The sequence below is a fragment of the Dehalococcoidia bacterium genome, assembly GCA_025054935.1.
Lineage (GTDB): Bacteria > Chloroflexota > Dehalococcoidia > SpSt-223 > SpSt-223 > JANWZD01.
On the sequence record JANWZD010000008.1, the window covers coordinates 19,173 to 43,641 of the forward strand.

Below are 24,469 nucleotides of genomic sequence, written 5' to 3' on the forward strand. Positions count from 1 at the left end.
ACACCGTAGCGCGCTCGGCTCGCCCGCGCGGCTGCCGAATGGGCTGTCTCGCACGGTCCACGTGGAATATCGCGCAGAGGCGATTTGGCCCAGCGAGCGCAGTGAAGAGGGAGGGCAGCCGTACAATGGCTGCGGCGCGCTCCTTCCGGCGCTGCTGCGCGCGGCGCTGAGCGAGCGCGGATGTCAGCGCGGAGAACAGAGCCGCGCCTCGATGGCATGCGGCGCCGCTGCCGTGTCCGGGCGGATGGCGTCAGGCGCGGAGGAGGGCACCCGTGAAGGTGATAGCGCCGATGTCGCATCGCAGTCGGCCGCTGCCCGCTGCGCGCAGCCGGGAGACGTGGACCCTGCTGGCCGCGATCCTCGGCTCGAGCATGGTCTTCCTCGAGAGTACGGTGGTCGCGGTCGCCCTGCCGGCGCTGCAAGCCGACTTCGCGGCAACCCTGACCGACATCCAATGGGTGGTGGCAGCCTTTACTTTGCCGCTCTCGGCCCTTCTCCTCGTCGGCGGCGCGCTGAGCGATCGCTACGGTCGCCGGCGCATGGTTGCGCTCGGCGCGGTGCTCTTTGCGCTTGGCTCGGCCGCAAGCGGTCTTGCTCCGACAATCGGTGCCCTGATCGCAGCGCGGGTGGTCCAGGGAATTGGCGGCGCTGTGCTGGCGCCGGGAGCGCTGGCGATGCTGAGCGCGGGCACGCCGCAGCAGCGTCGCAGCCGGGCGATTGCGCTCTGGTCAGCGGCGACGGGAGGAGCGACTGCGGTTGGGCCGCTGCTGGGGGGCGGGCTGATCGAGCTGCTGTCGTGGCGGGGGGTCTTCTTTCTCAACCTGCCGATCGCGATCGTTGTGGTCGCCATTCTGCTCACTCGTGTTCCGGAAAGCCGCGACGACCGCGCAGCGGGTCGGCTGGACTGGCCAGGAGCTCTCCTCGCCACGCTCGGTCTTGGGGGCGTGGTCTTTGGCCTGATCCGCGCTTCCGCCGAGGACGGTGGAGCGGTGAGCGTCGTTGTGCCGCTGGCGGCCGGCATCGCGACGCTGGTCCTCTTTGTCATGGTCGAAGCGCGGGCTGCGCAGCCGGTGATGCCGCTCGCGCTGTTCCGCTCGCGGGAGTTCTGCGGCGCGAACGCGCTGACCGTGCTGCTGTATGGAGCGGTCAGCGGGGCGCTGTTCTTGCTGCCCTTCACCCTGATCCAAGTGCAGGGATATGCAGCGGCAGAGGCTGGCGCGGCCATTGTGCCCTTCTTCCTCCTTCTGGTCATCGTCTCGCGCTGGGCAGGCGGACTGGTCGAGCGGAGCGGCGCGCAGGTGCCGCTCGTGGCCGGCCCGTCACTCGTCGCGATCGGGCTCGCGCTCTTCGCCCTGCCCGGCATCGGCGGAAGCTACTGGACGACGATCTTCCCTGCCGTCGCCGTGCTCGGCCTCGGCATGGGGATCACCGTGCCGCCGCTGACGATCGTCGTCATGAACTCGGTCGACCACCGCCTAGCGGGGGTTGCGGCCGGCGTGAACAACGCCCTCTCTCGTGCCGCAGGGCTGCTCGCGGTTGTGCTGTTCTCCCTTGTCGTCGCGACCGCGTTCAATGCCGAGCTGGACCGCCGCGTGGCGGCGCTTGCGCCCGCTCCTGAGGCCCGCGCCAGCATCGATGCGCAGCGGCGCAGCCTTGCCGCCGCAACCGTGCCGGCGACTGTTCCCGACGCGCCAGCGCTCAACCGCGCGGTCGACGAGGCGTACCTTGCGGGGTATCGCCTCGCGATGCTGCTGGGCGCGGCGCTCGCGGCCGCAGGCGCCGCCATTGCGCGCCTGACGGTGCGGGGCGCGCCGCCGGCCGTCCAGGCGCTGGAGGAGTGAGCGGCCTCGCCGCTGGGGAAGCGGCCGCTTCCTCCTGCGAGCAATGTCTCCCGCTTCGGCCTCAAGGCGCTGCTGAAATGCCCTTGCGTCCCGAGAGGCAGTCCCGCGTGCTTTGGGAGCGGCGCCTCGCCCGCTGGGTTAGCCAAGATGGCGCAAGAACCAGTCTCGCGTCAGCGTCGCGACCCGCTCAAGCGCGCCGGGCTCGGGAAACAGGTGCGACGCGCCCGGGACGATCGCGAGCCGCGTCTCGCCGCCGAACCGCGGCAGCGCTTGGCGGTTGAGGAGGAGCACCGGCACGTCATGCTCGCCCACGATGAGCAAGGTCGGAACGCGCACGCGGGGCAGCCACTCGTCGGCGAGGTCAGTACGGCCGCCGCGTGAGACAACCGCGCGGACGGCCGGATGGCGGGCAGCGGCGATCAGCGCAACAGCGGCTCCCGTGCTCGCTCCATAGAGACCGACGGGGAGCGCCGACAGGTCGGGCAGGCGAGAGGCGCGCTCGATCGCCGCTTCGAGGCGGCTGGCAAGAAGCTCCATGCTGATCTCGGCATTGGCGCGGGTTTCTTCCTCGGTGAGGAGATCAATCAGCAGGGCGGCGAACGTGCCGCTGGCGAGCGTCTCCGCAACAAAGCGATTGCGCGGGCTCTGTCGGCTGCTTCCCGTGCCGTGAGCAAAGAGGATGAGCCCCTGCGGCTGGGCGGGGCGGAACAGGGTCGCCGCGCGCGGCCCCTCGTCGGTGGAGAGAACGAGCGTCTCTTCGGTCATGTCTCGGCGTTGCGGACAGCCGTTCGAGCGCGGGCGAGGAGGTCGCGCACTTCCTCGTCGGAGACTTGAGTAAAGTCGCGATACCACAAGCCGACGGCGTAGAGGAAGGGCGGGGTCTCGGCGCAGATGACCTCATCGGCGAGAGTGCGGAGGTCGGCGCAGACGTCGGGAGAGCCCACGGGAACGGCGACTACCACCGCCGCCGGCTCGAGGCGGCGGGCGGCCAAAATTGCCGCGCGCATCGTGCTGCCGGTGGCGAGGCCATCGTCGACGAGGATCGCCGTCTTGCCGGCGAAGGTGAGCGGCGGCAGGCCGGCGCGATACAGCTGCTCCCGGCGCGCAAGCTCGCGCTCTTCCCGGGCGGCGACTTGGTCGATGACGCTGGGAGGAATGCGGAGCGATTCGACGACATCCTCGTTCAGCACGCGGACACCGCCGCTCGCCACCGCGCCCATTGCTAATTCCTCGCGGCCCGGCACGCCCAACTTGCGAACGACAAACACGTCGAGGGGGGCGCCGAGCTTGCGCGCCACTTCAAACGCGACTGGCACCCCGCCGCGGGGCAGCCCGAGGACGATCAGATCCGGTCGGCCGGCGTAGTGTCCAAGAGCGGCGGCGAGAACCCGCCCCGCATGTGCCCGATCAGCAAAGCGTGCCATCTCGACCATCGCCTCTCGCTCCCCCGCACTGCCGCAGAACGACGTCAGCGCATTGTGCTCGCTGCTTAGACCATAGCGTGGAGGAGGAGGATTGCGAAAGGATATCGCCCACAGCGTGTAGGATGACGACAGGTCTGCGGAAGCGCCGCAGGCACGAGGGGCGATCGCGCCGACAGGCGGGGCAGGGCTCTTCGGGGGCGGCCTTGTCCTGCTCAGGTGGTGTAGACGCTGTTGAGCGTGACGTACGCTTCGCTCAGGTTGCTGCCCCACGCGGTGGCGCGCTCGGTGCCCTCGCCGAGGTCGATCGCGATCAGCACGTCAGGGCCGTGGAGATGGGCAATCGCCGCAGTCGCATCGAAGGGGCGGGGAGCGCCGGCGGCAAACACCTGCACCGCGCCGATCGCGATCGACAGGCGGTCGGCGTTGACCGGAACCCCGGCATTGCCGATGGCGCCGTAGATGCGGCCCCAGTTCGGGTCGTTGCCGTGCACCGCCGTGGTGACCATGAGGGAGGAGGCAACGGTCCGAGCGATGGCGCGCGCAGCGTGGCGACTTGGCGCGCCGGTGACGCGTACCTCGATCAGTTTCGTCGCGCCTTCGGCGTTGCGGACGATCTCCTTGGCGAGATGCTCGGCGACGGCGCGCAGCGCGGCTTCGAGGGCATCGCCGGCGGGACCGCCAGCGATCGGCGTGCCGCCCGCTTCGCCGTTCGCGAGGACGAGCACCGTATCGTTCGTGCTCATGTCGCCGTCGACGTCGATCATGTTGAACGTGTCATCGACGATCCGGCGGAGCGCCGCCGAGAGCCAGCTCGCGGTTACCGGCGCGTCGGTGGTCAGAAAGGCAAGCATGGTGGCCAGATTGGGGTGGATCATCCCCGCCCCTTTGGCGCAGCCGCCGACTGTCACCGTTCGGCCGTCGATGACGAGGCGCACCGCCCGCTCCTTCGGCCAGCTGTCGGTCGTCATGATCGCGCGCGCGAAGTCATGCCCGCCCTCTGGGGAGAGCGGCACGGCCGGGATGGCGGCACGCACGAGGTCCATGGGCAGCGGAATGCCAATCACGCCGGTGCTGGCGGCAAGCGCTTCAGTTTCGGGAATGCCTAGGCGCGCTGCCGCCAGCCGCGCCATTTCCTGCGCATCATGCAGCCCTGCGGCGCCGGTCGCCGCGTTGGCGTTGCCGCTGTTGACGACAATCGCTCGCGCCGTGCCGCGGGCGACCCGCTCGCGGTTGAGAAGGATGGTCGGCGAGGGGAGGGCGTGGGTGGTGAAGACCGCGGCGGCAGTGGCCGGCACGACACTAGCGAGGATGCCGAGGTCGAGGGCGCCGCTCGGCTTGATTCCGGCGGCGATGCCGCCGGCGATAAATCCGCGGGGGCTGGTGACGCTCCCGTCTGGGATGAGTTCCATCGGTTCACCCTGCGCAGAGCGCGAACGCTATTCTGACTCGGCGCGAACGTCGTGACCGAGCCGGCGGGCGAGCAACTCGGTCGCGGCTTGGATCTGGCGGTGCCAGAGCGAAAAGAGGGTCAGCAGGATCCCGCCGATGACAAACCCAAATACCCATGCCCAAGCGCCGAGCGACTCCGTCTCGGCGCCGAAGAAGTTGGCAAAGATCATGCCGGGGAAGCGCCCAATTGCCGCTCCGACGATCAGGGTCCGCAGCGAGATGCCCGTCAATCCCGCTGCATAGAGCAGGGGGTCGCCGATCGGCAGGGCGAAAATGACGGCCCAGATAGGGACCGAGCGGACCCGATTGAAGCGCTGCACCCACGCGATAACCTGCTCGTCGGCAAACTTGTAGACGATGGGCTTGCCGATAAAGCGACCGAGCATAAGCGCGGTGATCGACCCGAGCGTGCCGCCGAAGAACGTGATGACCAAGCCGCCCCAAAATCCGTACAGATAGCCCGAGACCATTCCGATCGCCTGAGCGGGGATAGGCGCGACGACGATTTGGACAATTTGGAGCGCGATCAGAACGGCTGGCGCGGCCGGGCCAAACGAGACCACCCAATTGCGGAGGAATGTGGCGTCGGACAGGATGAGCCCGATCGTCTCGCGCTGGGAGATGAAGATGGCGAGCAGCGCGATCGCTGCTAGGGCTAAGGCGAGGTTTCGGGGCAGATTCATGGGTACACCGGCAGCCCCTCGAGGCCGAGTGTCTCCGGCCAGCCGAGCATGACATTCATGTTTTGGATCGCTTGACCGGATGCTCCTTTGACAAGGTTGTCGATCGCGCTGAAGACGACAAGGCGCCGCGCGCGCGCATCGACGACAGGATAGAGAAGAGCGCGATTGCTGCCGTATGTCGCCTTCGTCGACGGCGGCGTTTTGCTGACGAACACGAACGGCTCGCGGTCGTACCAGTCGTGGTAGAGGTCGGTAACGCGACGCTGGAGCGCCGGCGGGTCCTCTTCGACCGTGTCGGCGAGCGGCAGATAGCAGCTCGCGAGGATCCCGCGGGTCATCGGCACAAGGTGCGGAATGAAGGTGACCGCGGGGGGGGACGCAGTGAGGGCGGCCAGCTCTTGCACAATCTCCGGGAGATGGCGATGGCCGCTGACGCTGTACGGCGTGACGTTCTCGTTCACCTCACTGTAGTGGTTGGCGAGGGCAAGGCTGCGGCCGCCGCCGGAGATCCCGGATTTGGCGTCGACGATAACATCGGGCTTAGCGATGCCGGCGGCGATGGCGGGAATGACAGCGAGCAGCGCCGCGGTTGGATAGCAGCCCGGGTTGGCGACAAGCCGGGCGCCGGCGATCTCGGCGCGGTGGATCTCTGTCAGCCCGTAGACGGCCTGCGCCAGCAGCGCGGGGCGAGGCGGCGCGACGTTGTACCAGCGCTGATACTCTGCCGGGTCGTGGAGGCGGAAGTCGGCGGCGAGATCGACAACGGGGATGCCGCGATCGATGAAGGGGAGCAGCGCCTCGGCGCTTGCCTTATGGGGCAGGCCGGAGAAGACAAACTCGACATCGTCAGGCAGCTCCGACACGATCGGCAGGTCGAGGCCAGTGAGGCTCTGGAAGACTTCATCGAGCGCTTTCCCGGCGTCGCTGCGCCCAGTGACGGCGTGGAGCGTCACGTGGGGGTGGCGGGCGAGGAGGCGCGCCAGTTCAAGCCCGGCGTAGCCAGTGACATTAAGGATGCCGACGTTCATTGCGCCCCCTCGAGGCCGCTCGTTGCGGTCACCCCAATCTTCGGACAGCGGGAGGTGAGGACACAGGAGGCGCAGCGCGGCCGCCTCGCAAGGCAGACTTGCCGCCCATGCCGGATCAGGCCCATATGAAGGTCGAACACCTCGGCGGGGGAGATGCGTGCTTCAAGCATAGCAGCAATCTGGTCGGGAGACGACCGCTCGGGAACGAGGCCGAGGCGGCGCGCGACCCGTTGAACGTGCGTATCGACGGGGAGTGCCGGGCGTCCGAAGGAGAAAAGCAGGACGCAGCTTGCGGTCTTGCTGCCGACGCCGGGCAGACTGGCGAGCCAGCGCCGCGCTTCGTCAAGCGGGAGGTCGGCGAGAAAGCGCAGGTCGAGCGTGCCGTGCCGCTCCTGGATTGCCGCCAAGGTGCGCTGAATCCGCGCCGCTTTGATCGTCGCCATTCCGCCCGAGCGGATTACCGCCGCCAGTTCCGCGGGAGGAGCGGCAAGCGTTTCCTCCCATGTCGGATAGCGCCCCTTCAGCGCTGCGAAGGCGCGCGCCGCGTTGCGGTCGGAGGTATTCTGCGACAGGATGGTCACGACAAGCTCATCGATCGGGTCGCTCAAGGGCGGACTGCTGCGCCCGTACTGCTCGGCAAGACGGTCGAGGATCCACGGGAGGCGGTCGTCCATGGCGCCGAGACTGTAGCGCATCTGCCCGCTCCGCTGTCGTGCGGCGCGCCGTCGGCCGGCGGGGTCAGTCTGCTGTCGGAGGCGGCCGCGCGCGGAGTAGTCAGCCGGCGCGATCGAGGTTATCATTCTGTTCGCTTCGAGGAGCGCTGCAACGGGCCGTGCCCGCCAGGCTCGAAGCCGTAGTCACTCGCTAACGGCGCTCACGACCTTTTCGTGAAGGAGGGCGTGATGTCTTCCGCCGTCGTCTCCCAGTCGTTCACCGACTACTACGTCGCCGATCTCAGTTTGGCCGAATGGGGGCGCAAAGAGATCGCGATCGCCGAGACGGAGATGCCGGGCTTGATGGCGATCCGCGAGGAGTACGCCGACCTGAAACCGCTGCGCGGCGCGCGGATCGCTGGCAGCTTGCATATGACGATCCAGACCGCGGTCCTGATCGAAACGCTGCAGGCGCTCGGCGCAGAGGTTCGCTGGGCATCCTGCAACATCTTCTCGACGCAGGACCATGCCGCCGCCGCGATCGCCGCCGCCGGCACACCGGTGTTTGCCTACAAAGGCGAGTCGCTCGATGAGTACTGGGAGTTCACCCACCGGATCTTCGACTTCGGCGACGGCCTCTATGCCAACATGATCCTCGATGATGGCGGCGATGCGACGCTGCTCATCCATCTTGGCGCGAAGGCGGAGCGCGACCGCAGCTGCATCTCCCACCCGACGAACGACGAGGAGGCGGCGCTCTTCGCCGCAATCCGCCGCCATCTCGACAAGGACCCGCACTACTATTCGAAGCGGAAGGCTGCGATCCGCGGCGTGACCGAGGAGACGACGACGGGGGTCAAGCGGCTCTATCGGATGCATGCCGAAGGCCAGCTGGGCTTCCCGGCGATCAATGTCAACGACTCGGTGACGAAGTCGAAGTTCGACAATCTGTACGGCTGCCGCGAATCGCTGATCGACGGCATCAAGCGCGCGACCGATGTGATGATCGCGGGCAAGATCGCAGTCGTTTGCGGCTATGGAGATGTGGGGAAAGGCAGCGCAGCAGCGCTCCGTTCACTCTGTGCGCAAGTGTGGGTGACCGAGATCGACCCGATCTGCGCGCTTCAAGCGGCGATGGAAGGGTACCGCGTTGTAACGATGGACTACGCTTGCGACAAGGCGGATATCTTCGTCACCGCCACCGGCAACGTCGATGTGATTACGCACGACCATATGGCGCGGATGAAGAACAACGCCATTGTCTGCAACATCGGCCATTTCGACAGCGAGATCGACGTTGCCAGCTTGCGGAAATACCGCTGGGAGAACATCAAGCCGCAGGTCGACCATGTGATCTTCCCGGATGGCCACCGCATCATCCTGCTAGCTGAAGGGCGATTGGTCAACCTTGGCTGCGGCACCGGCCATCCCAGCTTCGTCATGTCGACCTCCTTCACCAACCAAGTGATTGCGCAGATCGAGCTGTGGACCAACCCCGACAAATACCCGGTCGGCGTCCATGTCCTGCCGAAGCACCTCGATGAGAAGGTGGCGCGGCTGCATCTCAAGAAGCTCGGCGCCGAACTGACCGAACTGACCGATCGGCAGGCGCGCTATATCGGCGTCAACCGCGAAGGCCCCTATAAGCCGGACCATTATCGGTACTAACCGGGGCGCTCCTCGGTTGCGCTGCCGTTGCTCGGCCAGCGGCAGCTGCTTGGAAGAAGGCAGGACGATCGCTAGACTGAAGGCGTGTCGGTGATCGTCTTCTGGCTTGCAGTTGCTGCCGTCGGCATCGCACTCGGAGTAGCGCGTCGCGGCCGACTGGAAGCGCTGCTCGACCTCTCCATTCGCGGCGGTCCGCTTGCGCTCGGCCTGCTCGCGGTGGACCTCGTCGTCTTGCCGCGGCTTGCGCCGCTCTCGCTGCTCGAGCCGGCGCTGCCGTGGGCAGCATTTGCGACGATCGCGGGGCTGCTGGTCATTGCGCTGCTCAACAGAACGGTGTTCCAGCCGCTTCCGCTCTGGCTGCTCGGCATCGGGATGAATGCCGGCTATCTGCTGGCGAACGGCGGGTACGCCTATGTCGTCCGGCCAGCGGCCTTTGCGGCGAGCGTGCCGCTGATCGCGCTGCCGGACTTCGTGGCGGCGCCGTTCCTCGCTGCCTGGCTCCCGCTTCCCGGGGACGGCTGGGTGTCGCCCGGTGATCTTGTCCTTGCTGTCGCCGCGATCTGGGCAGTCCAAGCGGCGATGCGCTCTCGCGCGGCGTGATCGGCCAGCGCGGCCCGTGGCGAGTGCTCGCTCGCCGCGAGGTGTATCGCAACCCCTGGCTTCGGGTCTATGAAGATTCGGTCATTCGCCCCGACGGCCAGCCGGGGATCTACGGCGTGGTCGAGCCGGAGGACAACGCGGCGGTCGTGGCGCTCGACGATGAGGGCCGCGTCGCGCTCATTGCCGAGTTTGTCTACCCGCTCGGGCGGGAGCTGCTGCAGATCCCGAGCGGCGGCGTGCACCCCGGCGAAGACCCGCTCGCGGCCGCCAAGCGCGAGCTGGCGGAGGAGACGGGACTGGCCGCCGAGCGGTGGGTCTCGCTCGGCCGCTTCGCATTCTCGGGCGGCCTCTCGACCCAGATCGGTTATCTGTTCCTTGCTCAGGGCCTCCATCGCGGGCCTGCCCGTCCCGAAGGCACTGAACGGCTGGTCCTGCGCTTTGTCCCTCTCGCCGAAGCGCTTGCCCTCGCTGACCGCAGCGAGATCATCGACTCGCCAAGTCTTGTCGGGCTGTACCGCGCCGCGCGGGTGCTTGGCCGCGAACATCAGCGCGGGGAGTAGCCGCCTCCCGCGGTCGTCTTCCCCGGCGCCGGCGGTGCGAGGCTGCGCGGGGCTTGGAGGACATTCTTCCCAAGATCCCGAGGAAGCGCTGCTCTTCTCAGCCGGCACAGAACATCGTACTGTTTTGGGGAAACACCCCCGACGAAGGAAGCGCTCATGACTCTGACGCGAGATCCCGACGCACCCCCGGAGGCGTCCTTACCGCCTCACGCTCTCGAAGCTTCTGCTGTTCTGGCGGCCTTTGCCAGTTCCCTCGAAGGACTGCGTTCCTCCGAGGCGGAGCGCCGCCGGGCACGCTACGGAGCCAACGTTCTTGCGCCGGCGCGCGGGGACGGGGTTCTGCACATCCTGTGGCGGCAAATCAACAACCCGCTTGTGTTCGTCTTGCTCGGCGCGGCGGCGCTCGCGATTGCGACGGGCAAAGGGATTGATGGCGCGGTCGTGCTCGCCGTTGTCGTCGTCAACGCCATCATCGGCTTTGTCCAAGAGTATCGTGCCGGCAAGGCGATTGCCGCCCTCTCTGCGATGACGCCTGACACGGCGACTGTCCTGCGCGACGGAGAGAAGGTGACTGTGCCCGCCGCTGAGCTCGTGCCCGGCGATATCGTGCTGCTCCAATCGGGCGACCGCGTGCCGGCAGATGTGCGGCTGGTCGTCGAGCGTGGGCTGCGCGTCGAGGAAGCGGCGCTCACGGGCGAGTCGGTGCCGGCCGAGAAAGAGACAGCGCCCCTGCCGCCGGACACGCCGCTCGGTGACCGGCGCAACATGGCGTTTGCCGGCACGTATGTCACCTCAGGCGTTGGGACGGCGGTCGTCGTCGCGACGGGCATGCGCACCGAGCTTGGGCGGATCTCGGCCATGCTTCGCGAGACGACCGAGATCGAAACGCCGCTCACGAAACAGATCGCGGCGGTCAGCCGCTGGATTACGGTCGCGATCCTGATCGTCTCGGCGCTCTTGTTCGCGACGGGGCTGCTGCGCGGCTACCCGGCGGTGGACGCTATCCTCGCGGCGATTACGCTTGCGGTCGGCGCGATCCCGGAAGGACTGCCGGCGGTGATCACGATCGTCCTCGCGATCGGGGTCCGCCGGATGGCCGCGCGCCGCGCGATCGTCCGCCGGCTGGCGGCGGTCGAGACGCTCGGCAGCGCAACCGTCATCTGCTCCGATAAAACCGGCACCCTCACGCGCAACGAGATGATGGTGCAGCACCTTTGGGCGCCGAGCGGCCACTACCGTCTGACCGGCACTGGCTACGCCCCGGAGGGCGCCTTGCTCCATAACGATCAGTCGGTCGCGCCGCCGGACGATGTGGCCGAGCTCGCGCGCGCCGGCGCACTCTGCAGCGACTCGACGGTGCAGCAAAAGGACGGCAAGTGGGTGATCACGGGGGACCCGACCGAGGCCGCGCTCGAGGTCGCCGCGCGGAAGATCCTCGGCGATGTCGCGGCGCTGCGCCGGGATTGGCCGCGGCTCGATGCTATCCCCTTCGAGTCTGAGCGCAAGTTCATGGCGACCCTCCACGCGACACCGAGCGGCGGGCAGGTGATCTACTTGAAGGGGGCGCCCGAAGTCGTTCTGCAGCGGGCGGCGCGGGATGGTGCCGGCGCGCCGCTTGATGCCGCACAGATTGCCGCCCAGGTCGAGGCGTTGGCAGCGCAGGGGCTGCGGGTGCTGGCGCTCGCTGCCAAAGTGCCGGCGGCGCCTCTCGCCGCCCTGAGCGAGGAGGATGTCGCTGGCGGGTTCGTCTTCCTCGGCCTTCAAGGGCTGATCGATCCGCCGCGGCCGGAAGCGATCGCGGCGGTTGCCGCCTGTCACGGCGCAGGGATCACGGTCAAGATGATCACCGGGGACCACGCCAGTACCGCGCTCGCCATCGGCCGGCAGTTAGGGCTGGCCGACGCGGGCGACCGCGCGGTGACTGGCGCCGAACTGGAACGGCTGTCGGATGACGAGATGGTCGACGTCGTTCGGACGGCAAACGTGTTCGCCCGCGTTGCGCCCGAACACAAGCTGCGCCTCGTGCGCGCGCTCCAGCGCCAAGGCGAGGTCGTCGCAATGACGGGCGACGGGGTGAATGATGCGCCCGCGCTCAAGCAGGCGGATATCGGCGTTGCGATGGGCATCACCGGAACGGACGTCTCGAAGGAAGCGGCCGACATCGTCCTCGCCGACGACAACTTCGCCACCATCGCCGCCGCGGTGGAAGAAGGGCGGCGCGCCTACGACAACTTGGTCAAGTCGCTCGCGTTCATCCTGCCGACAAACCTTGCCTTTGCGCTGATCTTCCTCGTCGCGGTCGTCTTCTTCCCCATCGAGGGAGGCAACGCGCTGTTGCCGATGCTGCCGACCCAGCTCCTCTGGATCAATCTCGTCTCGGCGGTGACGCTGGCGCTCCCGCTCGCCGTTGAGGCGATGGAGCCAGATATCATGCGCCGCCCGCCCCGCCGGCCGGACGCGCCGGTCTTCAACCGTTTCGTCGCCTTTCGGACGGTGCTTGTCGCCCTGCTGATCGCGAGCGGAACGCTCGGGCTCTTTCTCGTCCAGTATTTCAGCGAAGTGGGGATCGGGATCGCGCCGGACGTGGCCCTGCGCGAGGCCCAGACAATGGCCGTGACGGCGGTAACGCTGTTCCAGGTCTTCTATCTGCTGCAGTCGCGCTCGCTGCGGGATTCGATCTTCTCGATCGGCCTGTTCAGCAATCCGTGGGTCTACGTCGGCATCGGCGTGCTGCTGGCGCTGCAAGCCGGGTTCATCTACCTGCCGGTGATGAATGTGCTGTTTGGGACGGCGCCGCTCTCGCTGATGAGCCTGCTGGAGGCGGTGCTGGTGGCGTTCCTGATTGTGCCGGTCATCACAGTCGAGAAGGCGATCGCGAGCCGCCTCGCCCGCGAAGCAGCCTGATCACGACGCTTTCGAGCGCGGCGCGTAGAGCTTCAGCTCGCCCCGCCGGAGCCGGTTGCCGACCTTTTGGCGGATCTGCTCAAGGATGGGGAAGTCCCACTCGCCGACAAAGGAGATCGCCGTGCCGGTCCGTCCGGCGCGGGCGGTCCGGCCGATGCGGTGGATGTACTCCTCGACATTGTCGGGCATATCGAAGTTGAAGACGTGGGTGATGCCCTCGACGTCGATGCCGCGCGCCGCAACGTTGGTGGCAACGAGGAGGGGAAGAGAGCCGGCACGGTAGGCATCCATGACGCGGTTGCGCTCGCTTTGCTTCATGCCGCCGTGCAATGCCTGAATAAGGAACCCTTGGTCCCACAGGTCGCGCGTCAAGGTATCGACGCCGCGCTGGGTGCGCCGAAAGATGAGGATGCGCTCATCGCCCGTCATTTCGTCGAGCAGTTCGACGAGCGCGCGCGTTTTGTCGCGTTCGGCCACTTCGTAGTAGATCTGGTCGATCTGCTCAACAACCGGCTGGTCGGGGTCGATCTCCACGAAAACCGGGTCGTTCATGTACCGCCAGACGATCTTGCGGACGAACAGCGGGATCGTCGCTGAGAACAGCCCCGTCTGCCGACTCTTCGGGGTGCGGCGCAGGATCGTCTCGATATCGTCGGCGAAGCCGATGTCGAGCATTTCGTCGCATTCATCGAGGATGACGATGCGGACGTCGCGGAACGTGATCGTTCCGCGGGTGAGGTGGTCGATGATCCGGCCGGGGGTGCCGACGATGACGTGCACCCCCTGGTCGAGGGCATGGATTTGTTTGGCGATCGAGTCGCCGCCGTAGACGGCGAGCACCTTGATGCCGCGGTATTTGCCGATGCGCGTGAGATCGTCGGTTACTTGGCGGGCGAGCTCGCGCGTGGGGACAAGAACCAACGCTTGAACGCCGGGCCGCCGCGGATCGATCTTTTCAGCGATTGGGATGCCGAAGGCGGCAGTCTTGCCGGTGCCCGTCTTGGCGCGGCCGACGACATCGCGGCCTTCGAGAAACGGCGGGATCGCTTCGCGCTGGATCGGGGTCGGAGCGAGGTAGCCCATCTCGCGGAGCGCGCGCGCGACAGGGGCGCTGAGGGTCAGGTCGCCGAAGGTTCCCGTTTGCGGAGCAGAGAGACGATAGTCTGCCGCAGTGAGCGGATGTTCAGGCAAAGCAATCACTTGGTCCTTCCAAGGTCGTTCGGCGCGGCTGAGAGAAGAAAAAAGGGACGAGCCGCCCTGCGCTCGTCCCCCTCGCCGCTCTCGGTTGTGCTCTCATCTTCTTTCAGTATATCGATGCGGCCAAGCATGCTGCAACTATCCGGTTTGGGCAGTTTTTTCTATACTCTCTTGACAAGGAGAGAGGAATGGCCGGCGCAATCCTCGATTTGGCGCTTTTTCCGCTTAACTCGGTGCTCTACCCCGGCGGCCAGATCGCGCTCCATATTTTTGAACCGCGCTACCGCTTGATGATTGGCCGCTGCATCGAGGAGAACCTGCCGTTCGGTGTGGTGCTGATCCGCGAAGGGCAGGAAGTAGGCGAACCGGCAGTCCCGTATGAGGTCGGCACGGTCGCGAGCATCAGCCAGCATGTCAAGAAGCCGGATGGCCGCTACGATTTGACCGCGATTGGGCTAGAGCGGTTTCGAGTCCTGACGATCCTGCAGGAGCGCCCCTATCTCGTGGCGCGCGTCCAGCTCGAGCCCGATCTGGTTGGCCCGGCCGACGAACTCGGCACGCGCGCCAGCGAAGTGCACGGGCTGTTTGAAACCTACGTCGAGCGCTTGCGCGAGATGAGCAATGGCAAGCTCGATGCGATCGAGGTGCCCACGGACCCCGAGGCGCTGGCGTGGTTTGTCGCCGCGACGCTGCCGATCGCGATGACGGAGAAGCAGGCGCTTCTTGAGCAGCCGAGCACGGTCTCCCGCTTGGCTGCTGAGGCGGAGATCCTGCGCCGCGAGCTCACCTTCCTCCGCTTCGGGGCGCTCTCGGTCGAAGATCGCAACCGTCTGATTGCTCGCCCCCGCTCCCTCAACTGACGCTCGGAGCGCGCTGCTGCGCGAGGGCAGCGAGGAAGTCGTCGCTGGTGAGGAGGGTGCCGATGTTGGCGAGGTTCTTGAGCGACGCCTCGTGCAGCGCTTGGCTGAAGCTGGCGACGCAGTCGGTCAGGGTCACGACGTGCCAGCCGCGCATGATGGCGTCGCGGGCGGTGCCTTCGACGACGCCGTTGGTTGCGATCCCGGTGAAGACGAGTGTCTCGATGCCGAGGGCGGTCAAGATCTTCTCGAGCTCTGTCTGATACATCGCCGAATAGCCCCATTTGCGGACGAGATAGTTGGGCGGCGGCAGGTCGGCGACGAGCGCATGGCCGGGCGTGCCGGCACGAAATCCTTCTTCTTCCAGCCAAGGGCGGAGCTGGCGCAGATGGCCAAGCCCCATCGCCTTGCCGTCGAGGTCGGTGAGGACGGTCAGCTGGGTGGCGACGATCGGGATGCGGTGTGTCCGGCAGGCGTTCATTACGCGGGCGATGCGGGGGATGAGCGGCTGCACCGCTGCCACGTCGAAGCCATGCCGGGCGTACGCGCCGTTGGGGTCGCAGAAGTCGCGCTGCATGTCCATCACCATCAAAACCGGCCGTGTCACGGTCATCGTTTCCCCCTCTTCTAAGGGCAGAGTGGCTCAGGCGGCCTGGGCTGCGCCGCCTCGATGCAGATAGCGCCCGGCACCCGGCGTTCCGACCACTGTCCCGTCGCGCATGATCACCTGTCCGCGCAGGATCGTCATCACGGGCCAGCCTTTGAGCGTCCAGCCGTCGTAGAGCGAATAGTCAGCGCTGCTCTGGAAGATGGCGGCGTCGGCGACCTGCTCGCGGTCGAGGTCAATGAGGCAGAGATCGGCGTCGGCCCCGAGGCGAATGCTGCCCTTGGTCGCGCCGAGCCCGAACAGCCGCGCGGGATTGGCCGCCGTCAGCGCAGCGACACGCCCGAGCGAGAGGCCGCGGCGGTGGACGCCCTCGCTCAGCAGCACCGGCAGGATGGAGGCCGTGCCGGGGAAGCCGGCGCTCGCTGTCCAGATCGACCCCGTCTTCTTGGCGCGCCGGCGCGGCACGTGGTCCGAGCCGACGGTGTCGAGCGTGCCGTCAGCGAGCCCTTCCCAGAGGGCATCGATATCGGCGCGGGCGCGCAGCGGCGGGTTCACCTTGCCGAGGGAGCCGAGGGGCGAGTCTTTGGTGTGGGTGAGGTAGTGGGGGCAGGTCTCGGCGGCGATGGGATGGCCGGGGTAGCGGGCGCGCATCCAGCGAACGGCGTCGAGCGCCTCAGCGCCGCTGATGTGGACGAAGTAGACCGGGCAGCCGGTCTGCTTGGCATAGTAGGCTGCGCGCAGGATGCATTCCGCTTCGACGATGGCGGGGCGGGATTCGTCCCACGCGGCGAGGTCATCGCGGCCGGCCGCCTGCAGCTGCGCGCGCAGCTGCCAGACAATCTCGATGTTCTCGGGATGGATGCAGGCGATGGCGCCGGGGTGACGGGCGACTTCCTGAAGGTAGCGGTAGAGGTAGCCGTCGTCCGTTCCGGTGATGCCGAGATAGGCGCCTTCGTCGCCCCGAAAGCTGGTGAAGAACTTGAACGACGCGATGCCGGCCTCGCGGACATAGCGGCCGAGGTCGGCGAGATGCTGGGGCGAGCAGGGCACCGCATGGAAGCCGTAGTCGACGAACGCCATCCGGTCAGCGGCTGCCCGCGCTTCGGCGAAGATGGGAAAGTAATCCTCGCCCGACATCAGATAGGTGAGCACGGTGGTGACGCCGCCGGCGGCCGCCGAGCGCGTTTCTGTCTCCCAGTCGGCGAGCCCCTGACCGAGCCCGATATGGAGGTGCGGGTCGACGAGGCCGGGCAGCACGTACCGCCCGGCGGCATCGATCGTGGTTGCGCCGGTGAGCGTGCCCGGCGCCGCGATCGCGGCGATCCGTCCGTCCGCAATCCCGAGGTCCGCCCGCTGCTCGCTGCCGTCAGGCAGCACGACTGTTCCGCCCGCTACCACGGTGTCGACATGCGTCATCCCGTCCTCCATCGCTTGTTCTGGCGCCCTCCCAGAGGGGGAGGGTCGTGAGCTCGATAGGTGTCCCCGCGGGCACAGCCGTGGGGCAAACGCGGGGTGCCGTCGGCCGGCTGCTCGGCAGAGAGCGGGCCGTGCGTTGGGGCGGATGCTGAGCGGTATGCTCGTGCCGTGCCCGGCGAGCTCGGCGTGGTCGGTCGCCTTGCGCTTCCCGAGCGGGCGGATGAACGCATGCTCGCGCCGGGCAATTGCTAGGTCGCCGCGGCGATAAACAGGCCCGGGCTGCCGAACGGGAGCATGCTCCGGCCGATCTTGCCGCCCAGACCAGCCACCCGGACTGTGCTGGTGCCGTTCGCTTCGGGCTGGCCGCGCAGAGAGCCGGCTTGGGCATCGGCTCGATGCCCGAGGTGGCAGGGTTCTCGAACCGGAGCGCGCCACGGTCGGCGACAACGAACGCGCAGCTAGGCTTTGCGGTCCAGCCGCAGCTGCGCTTCAAGCGACCCGCTTCCCGGTGCCGCTCCGCCATTGCGCCTTCCTCCCGCGCAGTTCTACGTCGCCTCGGCGCGATCGATCAAGCGGCTGCTCGGCGAGACCGTGCGCGCCACGCTGCAGGGTCGGCGATCGCGGATTCCACTCGGTTCTACAAGAAGTTGTGGGAGGAGAGAAAAACGGGCCTAAATAGGCCGCTTGCCTGTTGACAAGAGGGAAAGGACCTGGTATCGTTCTCCCTTGCCATGTGCCAGATATGGCGCTTGGCTGGATAAAAACTGTCAAGATGTGGTCGAGGGTAGCTCGTGCGCTGTCCATTCTGCCATCAAGGCGATAGCCGTGTTATCTCCTCGCGAGAGGGGGCCGGGATGATCCGCCGCCGGCGGGTCTGTCCCTCGTGCGGGCAGCGCTTTACCACCCGCGAATGCCTTGTCCAGCCCACCGTGCTGATCGTGAAGAAAGATGGCCGGCGTGAGCCGTTTGACCGGGACAAGCTCCTGCGCGGCATTCAGCTTGCGTGCACCAAGCGGCCAGTGGCGGCAGAGGCCATTGAGCAAGCGGTCGCGGCAGTGGAAGCGGCCCTCTTCGCGCGCGGCGAAGCAGAACTGCCGAGCAGCCTTGTGGGCGAGCTTGTGCTCGAGCAGTTAGCGCGCCTCGACGCTGTCGCCTATGTCCGCTTCGCCTCGGTCTATCGGCAGTTTCCCGACCTCGCTGCGCTCCAAGCGGAGATCGGCGCGCTGACAGGGGAGCTGCCTGCCCCCACGGCCGGAGCGCTGGCCGCTGCCGGCCAGCGCGCTTCCGCCAGTTCCTAACCTCGCGCAATCCGGAACTCTCTGAGAGAATTGGGGAAGGAGTGTCTATGCCCACTGCTGCGATCGTCCCGAAATGGCCCCGTCCTGCCGAAGAAGGCAGGTGGACCGAAGCAGCGTTGAAAGTGCTGCGGGAGCGCTATCTGCGCAAAGATGCGACGGGGCAGGTGGTCGAAACCCCCGAGGAAGCCTGCTGGCGCGTCGCTTGCGCGATCGCCGAGGCAGAGTATCTCCATGGCGCAGACGACGCGACCGTGCGGGCGAGCGCCGAGCGTTTCTACCGCTTGATGGTGCGCGGGGTGTTTCTGCCGAATTCCCCTACCCTCATGAACGCGGGAAAAGGCAACGGTCTCCAGTATTCGGCCTGCTATGTCCTTCCGGTCGAAGACAGCTTGGAAGGCATCTTCGAGAGCATCAAGCGCGCCGCCATCATCCATAAGTCGGGAGGCGGGACGGGCTTCTCCTTCAGCCGGCTGCGCAGCAAGGATGCCGTCGTCTCGACGACGGGCGGCAAAGCGAGCGGCCCGGTCAGCTTCCTGCGCGTCTTCGACGCTGCCACCGAAGCGGTGAAGCAGGGCGGAACGCGGCGTGGCGCGAACATGGGCATCCTGCGCGTCGACCATCCCGACATCCTCGAATTTATCGACTGCAAGCGGGACGGCGGCATCACGAACTTCAATATCTCAGTCGCCATCACCGACGCCTTCATGAAGGCGCTCGAGAGCGGGAGCGACTACGCCCTGATCGCTCCTGACACGGGCAAGGAAGTGGGGCGCCTCTCGGCGGTCGAGGTCTTCAATCGGCTCGTTGATGCGGCGTGGGCGACGGGCGACCCCGGGGTGGTGTTCATCGACCGGATCAACAACTCGCCCGCCAATCCGACGCCAGCCGTCTGGCAGATCGAGGCGACCAACCCCTGTGTCACGGGGGATACGCTCGTCTACACCGACCGCGGCTTGGAGCGGATGGCAGACCTCGTCGCCTCTGGGCGCGCGGCGGCAGTCGCCGTCGAGGACGGCTTTGCGCCGGCGACCCCGGCGTTCTCCACGGGCGTCAGGCCCGTCTTCCGCCTCCAGACTGTTGAGGGCTATGAGGTGCGGCTGACGGCAGACCATCGCGTGATGACCCGGCGCGGCTGGGTAGCGGCCGCCGATCTCTGCCCGGGCGACGAGATCCGGCTCCTCTCGCATCGCGGCGGCTTCGGAACGGGCGGTTCGCTCACTCTCGGTCGCGTGCTCGGCTGGCTTGTGAGCGAGACGGCGCTCGCCGTCGACCCCGCCATGCTCTCCGTCCTCGGCGAGGCGGAGCGCGAGCAGGCTCCGCGCGCTGCTGAGCGGATGGCCAGCAGCGTCCTCGCCGGGGAAGGCGGACGCCACGGCGAGGACGCTCCGGTCGCCGTGATCGCCGACCGCGACGAGGCGCGCGTCCGTTCGGCGTACCTCTTGCGGCTCGCCGCCGAGCATGGGGTGGTGCCGGGAGCGACGCAGCAGGTGCCCGAGAGCGTGCTGACCGGCGCGGAGGAGATGCAACGCGGCTTTTTGCAGGCGCTCTTCACCGCCGACGGCGACGTCACCGGCCATGCCGAGGGGGTCTCGGTCCGGCTCGTTTCGTCCAGCGATTGCCTGCTGAAAGATGTGCAGCGGCTGCTGCTCAACTTCGGGATCGCGTCGGCGCTCTTTCCCCATCGCGGGCAGGCGGCGGGCCGTCCGCTGCCCGATAGCAGCGGGGAGAGCGCCACTCACGAACTTGTCATCTCGAACGATAACCTTCACCGCTTTGCGAGCAGCATCGGTTTTCTGTCGGACCGCAAGCAGCGCGCACTCAGCAGCCAGCTCGCCGGGCGTCAGCTGCCTCGTGAGCGCTTCTACGCCCGCTTCGCGTCGCTCATCCCCGACGGCATCGAAGAGGTGTACGACCTGACCGAGCCGCGCACGCATTCGTTCGTCGCCAACGGCCTCGTGGTGCACAACTGCGGGGAGCAGCCGCTCGCCCCGAATGAAGCGTGCAATCTCGGCTCGATCAATCTTGCTGCGTTCGTGCGGCCGCCCGCTGACCCGGCCCGTCCTTGGGATGAGCCGCCCGCAAGCCGCATCGCGTGGGAAGAGCTCGAGGCAGTCGTTGCGGACTGTGTTCGGTTCCTTGACGACGTCATCGACGTCAACCCCTACCCGTTGCCTGAAATCGACGCGGCGGTGAAGGCGAACCGGCGCATCGGCCTCGGCGTGATGGGCTGGGCCGACCTGCTGATCGCGCTTGGCGTTCCGTATGACAGCGACGAAGCGCTCGAGCTGGCGGACCGGATCATGCGCACAATCCACGATGCTGGCCACCGGGCGACCGAGCGCCTCGCGGTCGAGCGCGGTCCCTTCCCGAACTGGAGCCGGAGCATCTACGCCAATGGCGCGCCGAAGCGCAACAGCACGGTCACCACGATCGCGCCCACCGGCACCATCAGCATTATCGCCGGCTGCAGCTCCGGCATCGAGCCGCTCTTCGCGCTCGCCTATCGCCACAAGGCGCCGGGACAAAATCGGCTGCTCACCTTCGTCAATCCGGTCGCCGAGGCGGTGCTGAAGGCGCACGGGCTGCTGACTGATGAACTGCGCGAACAGATCGCGCTCCACGGCACAATCGGCGAGATCGAGGGGGTGCCCGAGCGTATCAAGCGCGTCCTCGTCACGGCGCACGAGATTGCGCCTCCAGCCCATGTCCGGATGCAGGCGGCGTGGCAGCGCTGGACGGATAACGCCGTGAGCAAGACGATCAACTTGCCGCATGAGGCGACCCGTGCCGATGTCGCGTCGGCGTACCGCCTCGCTTATGAGCTGGGCTGCCTCGGCATCACAGTCTTCCGCGATGGCTGCAAGGGCGAAGCAGCGCAAGTGCTCCACGTCGGCAGCGCCGAGAAGAAGCCGGCCGAAGCCGCGCCGAGCGAGGCCGAGCAGGCAAAGGCGCTCACCGCCCAAGCGGAGGCGCTCTGGGGACTGGGCGTGCCGGCGGGCAAGAGCGGCATCCGCCCGCGGCCGAGCGTCGTTGCCGGCTACACGCGGCAGATCGTCGCTCCTGAGGGGAAGGTGAACGTCACCCTCAACAGCGATGAGTACGGCCTGTACGAGGTGTTCATCAACGTCGGCAAGGCCGGCAGCGATATCGCCGCGCTCGCCGAAGCGCTAGGCCGCCTCGTCAGCCTCACCCTGCGGATGGCCAGTCCGCTGCCGCCGAACGAGCGCGCGCGCGAGGTGGCCAACCAGCTTCGCGGCATCGGCGGGAGCCGCTCCGTTGGCCTCGGGCCTAATCAAGTGCGCTCGCTTCCCGATGCGGTCGCGAAGGCGATCGAACTGCATCTCGGCGAGGAGCGTCCGGTTCCGGTCGTGCCGGAGACGCGGCCCGTTGCCGCGGCGCGTCTCGGCGGCAACGGCGCGGCGGCCCCCGGCAACGGCCACGCCGCCGAAGCCGCGCAGGCACAAGCGGCGGTCGCCGTCCACGTGAAGGCGACGGGCAATCTCTGCCCCGAGTGTGGCTGCAGCACGCTCTTCATGATGGAAGGCTGCAAGAAGTGTGAGGCGTGCGGCTACACGGAGTGCTGAGGCGCTCCCTGTCCGGGAGGCTGGCCCGCTCCCGCGAGCGGGCCAGCGCTGTTTAGCGGGGCGGCCGGTAAGGAGTGGTCGGCGTGCGGGTCGGCGTCGGAGTGGCGGGGCGAGGCGTCGGCGTCGCCGTCCGCGTTGCGGTCGGGGTCGGAGGCGGCGCGTAGCCGAGCGGGGAGGTGGCAAGCGGCGCGTTCTTCAGGCCGAGCGGCAGGACGACACGGTTGCCCGGCGGAGCAGGATACGTCGGCCCTCCATAGGGCCCGGAAAATGGCGCCGCAACGACGAGCGGCAGTGCGGAGCCGGTTGTCAGGCCGACGACGACCAGCACGCTGCTGACCGCGATCGCCGTCCATCCCGCTGCTCGCTGACAAGCCCATCGAAGCATCGGTCCTCTCCACGGTGGCTCTCCTCATCTCTTCGTCTTAAGAGCGGAGGGCTCACTAGGGCCGTTCGGCCCTAGTCCTTAGCTAGGCGGTGCTGCTGGCGCTGAGCGAGCCTCTTGCAGCCGGCATCGCGACGATCTACGATTGTTCTGCATACACGCGGCGGGACGGCTGAGGGCTTTTGTTCTCAGTCGTTTTTCTATTGCAACTGCAACGACGCAGCTGCCGTTGTGGAAGGAGCCGGCCATGGTCGACAAGCCCGTCTTTCTCACCCCGGAGGGACGCGCGAAGCTCGAGGCGGAGCTCGAATATCTCCGGCGCGAGAAGCGTCGCCAGATTAGCGAACGGATCAGCGAGTCGAAGGAGATCGGCGGCTTCGGGGACAATGCCGACCTCGACGATGCGCGCAACGAGCAGGTGATCGTCGAGACGCGCATTCAGCAGCTCGAGCGGATGCTGCGCGCTGCCACCATCATCAAGGAGCACGACCCAAGTACGGGCATCGTCCAGATCGGCTCGACGGTCACGGTCGTTTCCGATGATGGCGAAGAGGAGCGCTACACCATCGTCGGCAGCGCCGAGGCGAACCCGCGGGCAGGAAAAATTTCCAACGAATCTCCCGTCGGCCATGCTCTGCTCGGGCGCAAAGTGGGCGAAGTCGTCCAAGTGATGACCCCCTCGGGAGTAGAGCGGCTGACGATCCGGCGGATCGAGTGAGGAGGCATCGGCTACACTGACCGCGGATCCCCGTATCCGTCATCCTGTTCACGGCAGCGAGCAGCTGCGAAACGAGCCAGATGTCTGACGTTGCAGAACAGATCGCCCAGCGGCGGGCGAAGGTCGCCGCAATCCGCGCGGGAGGCGGCAACCCCTATCCTGCTCGCTTCCGGCGCACCCACACCGCCGCCGAAGCAGTTGCCGCTTTCGAGGCCGACCCCGACGCCCTCATTCCGGTGACAGTCGCCGGCCGGCTCATCTCAAAGCGCGTGATGGGCAAGGCGACCTTTGCCCATCTCCAAGATTGGTCCGGCCGCATCCAGCTGTTTGCGCGCCGCGACTCCCTCGGCGACGCCTATGACTCCTTTCTCGACTTCGACCTCGGCGACATCGTCGGCATCGAAGGGACCCTCATGCGGACGCGGACCGGCGAGATTACGGTCGATGTCGGGAAGGCGACGCTGCTGGCAAAGTCGCTTCGTCCGCTCCCGGATAAGTGGCACGGCCTGACCGATGTCGAAAAGCGGTATCGGCAACGCTACCTTGACCTGATCGCGAACGAAGAGACGCGCCGGATCGTCAAACTGCGGCAGCGGGTCGTCTCGGCGATCCGGCGCTTCCTCGACGCGCGGGGGTTTGTCGAAGTCGAAACGCCGGTGCTCCAGCTCGTGCCCGGCGGCGCGGCGGCGCGGTCATTCAAGACCTACTATGAGGCGCTCGATACCGAGGTGCACCTGCGCATCTCGCTTGAGCTCTACTTGAAGCGGCTGCTCGTCGGCGGACTGGACAAGGTGTATGAACTGGGGCGTGTCTTCCGCAATGAAGGCATCTCGCATAAGCACAACCCCGAGTTCACGCTGCTGGAGACCTACGAGGCGTATGCCGACTATCTCGACGTCTTGACGATGGTCGAAGAGTTGCTCGCGACGGTCGTCCGCGACGTGCACGGCTCGCTGCAGGTGGATCTCGGCGAGCACACCATCGACTTCACGCCGCCGTGGCGGCGGGAGACCCTGCGCGACGCGATCCGCAGCCGTGCCGGGATCGACTTCGCGGACTATCCCGACGCCGAATCGCTGCGCGCGGTGATGCGGGAGCGGGGGCTCGCGGTCGACCCGACGCTCGGCCGCGGCAAGCTGATCGATGAACTGCTGACGACCTTTGTCGAACCGACCCTCATCCAACCGACGTTTCTGCTCGACTATCCGGTTGAGCTGTCGCCGCTGGCGAAGCGGAAAGAGGACGACCCGACCCTCGTCGAACGGTTTGAAGGGTTTGTCGGCGGCATAGAGATCGCCAATGCGTTCAGCGAGCTGAACGACCCCGATGACCAGCGCGCCCGCTTCGAAGCGCAGCTGGCTGCGCGCGCCGCCGGCGACGAAGAGACGGAGCGGCTCGACGAAGATTTCCTGCTCGCCCTTGAATATGGGATGCCGCCCGCGGGCGGTCTTGGTATCGGCATCGACCGGTTGGTAGCGTTGCTGGCGGGGGCGCACTCGCTGCGGGAGGTGATCTTATTCCCGCAGCTTCGAACGGTGCGCTGAGCCGCGCGCCGGCGCCGTTCGTCGTTTCCCCCCAGCCGTCTCGGCTGCCCGCTCGT

The 24,469-nt window shown here is 67.2% G+C and carries 20 protein-coding genes and 1 riboswitch; of the genes, 10 read left to right on the plus strand and 10 right to left on the minus strand.

The annotated features are described in order from the left end of the window. Positions 1–272: 272 nt before the first annotated feature. Positions 273–1,841, plus strand: a complete 1,569-nt coding sequence (locus NZ773_09780) for an MFS transporter (protein ID MCS6802212.1) — start codon at positions 273–275, stop codon at positions 1,839–1,841. 138 nt (positions 1,842–1,979) lie between these two features. Here NZ773_09780 and NZ773_09785 read toward each other — a convergent pair whose 3' ends face one another. The 6 genes from NZ773_09785 to NZ773_09810 all read right to left on the minus strand — a co-directional run bounded on the left by NZ773_09785 (position 1,980) and on the right by NZ773_09810 (position 7,225). Continuing rightward, the gene (locus NZ773_09785) at positions 1,980–2,606 is read right to left on the minus strand and encodes a dienelactone hydrolase family protein (protein ID MCS6802213.1); all 627 of its coding nucleotides are present in this window, start codon (positions 2,604–2,606) and stop codon (positions 1,980–1,982) included. Next, the gene (locus tag NZ773_09790) at positions 2,603–3,265 is read right to left on the minus strand and encodes a phosphoribosyltransferase (protein MCS6802214.1); all 663 of its coding nucleotides are present in this window, start codon (positions 3,263–3,265) and stop codon (positions 2,603–2,605) included. Before NZ773_09790 ends, NZ773_09785 begins: the two co-directional genes overlap by 4 nt. 212 nt (positions 3,266–3,477) lie before the next feature. Then, entirely contained in the window at positions 3,478–4,674 is a 1,197-nt protein-coding gene (argJ, locus tag NZ773_09795) for a bifunctional glutamate N-acetyltransferase/amino-acid acetyltransferase ArgJ (GenBank protein ID MCS6802215.1), read from the minus strand. Positions 4,675–4,701: 27 nt separating this feature from the next. Continuing rightward, positions 4,702–5,397: a VTT domain-containing protein gene (locus NZ773_09800; protein MCS6802216.1), complete on the minus strand. Its 696-nt coding sequence runs from the start codon at positions 5,395–5,397 to the stop codon at positions 4,702–4,704. Further along, entirely contained in the window at positions 5,394–6,425 is a 1,032-nt protein-coding gene (gene argC / locus NZ773_09805) for an N-acetyl-gamma-glutamyl-phosphate reductase (GenBank protein MCS6802217.1), read from the minus strand. The genes NZ773_09800 and argC overlap by 4 nt, the downstream gene beginning before the upstream one ends. Next, entirely contained in the window at positions 6,422–7,225 is an 804-nt protein-coding gene (locus tag NZ773_09810; protein ID MCS6802218.1) for an endonuclease III, read from the minus strand. Before NZ773_09810 ends, argC begins: the two co-directional genes overlap by 4 nt. A 6-nt stretch (positions 7,226–7,231) precedes the next feature. Then, positions 7,232–7,308: riboswitch (S-adenosyl-L-homocysteine riboswitch) on the plus strand. 19 nt (positions 7,309–7,327) lie between these two features. On the opposite strand from NZ773_09810, the gene ahcY reads away from it, so the two are divergent. The 4 genes from ahcY to NZ773_09830 all read left to right on the plus strand — a co-directional run bounded on the left by ahcY (position 7,328) and on the right by NZ773_09830 (position 12,810). Continuing rightward, positions 7,328–8,746, plus strand: coding sequence for an adenosylhomocysteinase (gene ahcY, locus NZ773_09815; GenBank protein ID MCS6802219.1), 1,419 nt, complete (start codon positions 7,328–7,330; stop codon positions 8,744–8,746). A gap of 84 nt (positions 8,747–8,830) precedes the next feature. After that, positions 8,831–9,346 carry a hypothetical protein gene (locus tag NZ773_09820; protein ID MCS6802220.1) on the plus strand — a complete coding sequence of 172 codons (516 nt, stop codon included), beginning with the start codon at positions 8,831–8,833 and terminating at the stop codon, positions 9,344–9,346. Beyond that, the gene (locus NZ773_09825) at positions 9,343–9,906 is read left to right on the plus strand and encodes an NUDIX hydrolase (protein MCS6802221.1); all 564 of its coding nucleotides are present in this window, start codon (positions 9,343–9,345) and stop codon (positions 9,904–9,906) included. Before NZ773_09820 ends, NZ773_09825 begins: the two co-directional genes overlap by 4 nt. Positions 9,907–10,062: 156 nt before the next feature. Then, positions 10,063–12,810 (plus strand): HAD-IC family P-type ATPase, encoded by a 2,748-nt coding sequence (locus tag NZ773_09830; GenBank protein ID MCS6802222.1) that lies wholly within the window; start codon positions 10,063–10,065, stop codon positions 12,808–12,810. Here the strand turns inward: NZ773_09830 and NZ773_09835 are convergent, their stop codons facing one another. After that, positions 12,811–14,010, minus strand: a complete 1,200-nt coding sequence (locus tag NZ773_09835) for a DEAD/DEAH box helicase (protein ID MCS6802223.1) — start codon at positions 14,008–14,010, stop codon at positions 12,811–12,813. Positions 14,011–14,195: 185 nt separating this feature from the next. Here NZ773_09835 and NZ773_09840 point away from each other — a divergent pair, with 185 nt between their 5' ends. Beyond that, positions 14,196–14,867, plus strand: coding sequence for an LON peptidase substrate-binding domain-containing protein (locus tag NZ773_09840; GenBank protein MCS6802224.1), 672 nt, complete (start codon positions 14,196–14,198; stop codon positions 14,865–14,867). Here NZ773_09840 and NZ773_09845 read toward each other — a convergent pair. Both NZ773_09845 and NZ773_09850 read right to left on the minus strand, forming a co-directional pair. Then, positions 14,860–15,477 (minus strand): cysteine hydrolase, encoded by a 618-nt coding sequence (locus NZ773_09845; protein MCS6802225.1) that lies wholly within the window; start codon positions 15,475–15,477, stop codon positions 14,860–14,862. The genes NZ773_09840 and NZ773_09845 overlap by 8 nt on opposite strands. A 30-nt stretch (positions 15,478–15,507) precedes the next feature. Next, positions 15,508–16,887 carry an amidohydrolase family protein gene (locus NZ773_09850; GenBank protein MCS6802226.1) on the minus strand — a complete coding sequence of 460 codons (1,380 nt, stop codon included), beginning with the start codon at positions 16,885–16,887 and terminating at the stop codon, positions 15,508–15,510. A gap of 791 nt (positions 16,888–17,678) precedes the next feature. Between NZ773_09850 and nrdR the strand changes: the two genes are divergently transcribed. Both nrdR and NZ773_09860 read left to right on the plus strand, forming a co-directional pair. Continuing rightward, positions 17,679–18,185, plus strand: a complete 507-nt coding sequence (nrdR, locus tag NZ773_09855) for a transcriptional regulator NrdR (GenBank protein ID MCS6802227.1) — start codon at positions 17,679–17,681, stop codon at positions 18,183–18,185. 47 nt (positions 18,186–18,232) lie between these two features. Next, entirely contained in the window at positions 18,233–21,769 is a 3,537-nt protein-coding gene (locus NZ773_09860; GenBank protein ID MCS6802228.1) for a ribonucleoside reductase class II, read from the plus strand. 52 nt (positions 21,770–21,821) lie between these two features. Here the strand turns inward: NZ773_09860 and NZ773_09865 are convergent, their stop codons facing one another. Then, entirely contained in the window at positions 21,822–22,154 is a 333-nt protein-coding gene (locus NZ773_09865) for a hypothetical protein (protein MCS6802229.1), read from the minus strand. Between the two features lie 244 nt (positions 22,155–22,398). Between NZ773_09865 and greA the strand changes: the two genes are divergently transcribed. Together greA and lysS are read left to right on the plus strand one after the other, a co-directional pair. After that, the gene (gene greA, locus NZ773_09870; protein MCS6802230.1) at positions 22,399–22,869 is read left to right on the plus strand and encodes a transcription elongation factor GreA; all 471 of its coding nucleotides are present in this window, start codon (positions 22,399–22,401) and stop codon (positions 22,867–22,869) included. 80 nt (positions 22,870–22,949) lie between these two features. After that, positions 22,950–24,413 (plus strand): lysine--tRNA ligase, encoded by a 1,464-nt coding sequence (gene lysS / locus NZ773_09875; GenBank protein MCS6802231.1) that lies wholly within the window; start codon positions 22,950–22,952, stop codon positions 24,411–24,413. The last annotated feature ends 56 nt before the right edge of the window (positions 24,414–24,469 follow it).

Bases quoted from the DNA above. Each gene is read 5' to 3' on its own strand.
- NZ773_09850 (MCS6802226.1), bottom strand. From the start codon at position 16,887: ATGACGCATGTCGACACCGTGGTAGCGGGCGGAACAGTCGTGCTGCCT.
- argC (MCS6802217.1), bottom strand. From the start codon at position 6,425: ATGAACGTCGGCATCCTTAATGTCACTGGCTACGCCGGGCTTGAACTG.
- NZ773_09840 (MCS6802224.1), top strand. From the start codon at position 14,196: ATGGCCGGCGCAATCCTCGATTTGGCGCTTTTTCCGCTTAACTCGGTG.
- argJ (MCS6802215.1), bottom strand. From the start codon at position 4,674: ATGGAACTCATCCCAGACGGGAGCGTCACCAGCCCCCGCGGATTTATC.
- NZ773_09810 (MCS6802218.1), bottom strand. From the start codon at position 7,225: ATGATAACCTCGATCGCGCCGGCTGACTACTCCGCGCGCGGCCGCCTC.
- NZ773_09865 (MCS6802229.1), bottom strand. From the start codon at position 22,154: ATGCTTCGATGGGCTTGTCAGCGAGCAGCGGGATGGACGGCGATCGCG.
- NZ773_09845 (MCS6802225.1), bottom strand. From the start codon at position 15,477: ATGACCGTGACACGGCCGGTTTTGATGGTGATGGACATGCAGCGCGAC.
- lysS (MCS6802231.1), top strand. From the start codon at position 22,950: ATGTCTGACGTTGCAGAACAGATCGCCCAGCGGCGGGCGAAGGTCGCC.
- NZ773_09790 (MCS6802214.1), bottom strand. From the start codon at position 3,265: ATGGCACGCTTTGCTGATCGGGCACATGCGGGGCGGGTTCTCGCCGCC.
- ahcY (MCS6802219.1), top strand. From the start codon at position 7,328: ATGTCTTCCGCCGTCGTCTCCCAGTCGTTCACCGACTACTACGTCGCC.
- NZ773_09785 (MCS6802213.1), bottom strand. From the start codon at position 2,606: ATGACCGAAGAGACGCTCGTTCTCTCCACCGACGAGGGGCCGCGCGCG.
- NZ773_09860 (MCS6802228.1), top strand. From the start codon at position 18,233: ATGCCCACTGCTGCGATCGTCCCGAAATGGCCCCGTCCTGCCGAAGAA.
- NZ773_09830 (MCS6802222.1), top strand. From the start codon at position 10,063: ATGACTCTGACGCGAGATCCCGACGCACCCCCGGAGGCGTCCTTACCG.
- greA (MCS6802230.1), top strand. From the start codon at position 22,399: ATGGTCGACAAGCCCGTCTTTCTCACCCCGGAGGGACGCGCGAAGCTC.
- NZ773_09800 (MCS6802216.1), bottom strand. From the start codon at position 5,397: ATGAATCTGCCCCGAAACCTCGCCTTAGCCCTAGCAGCGATCGCGCTG.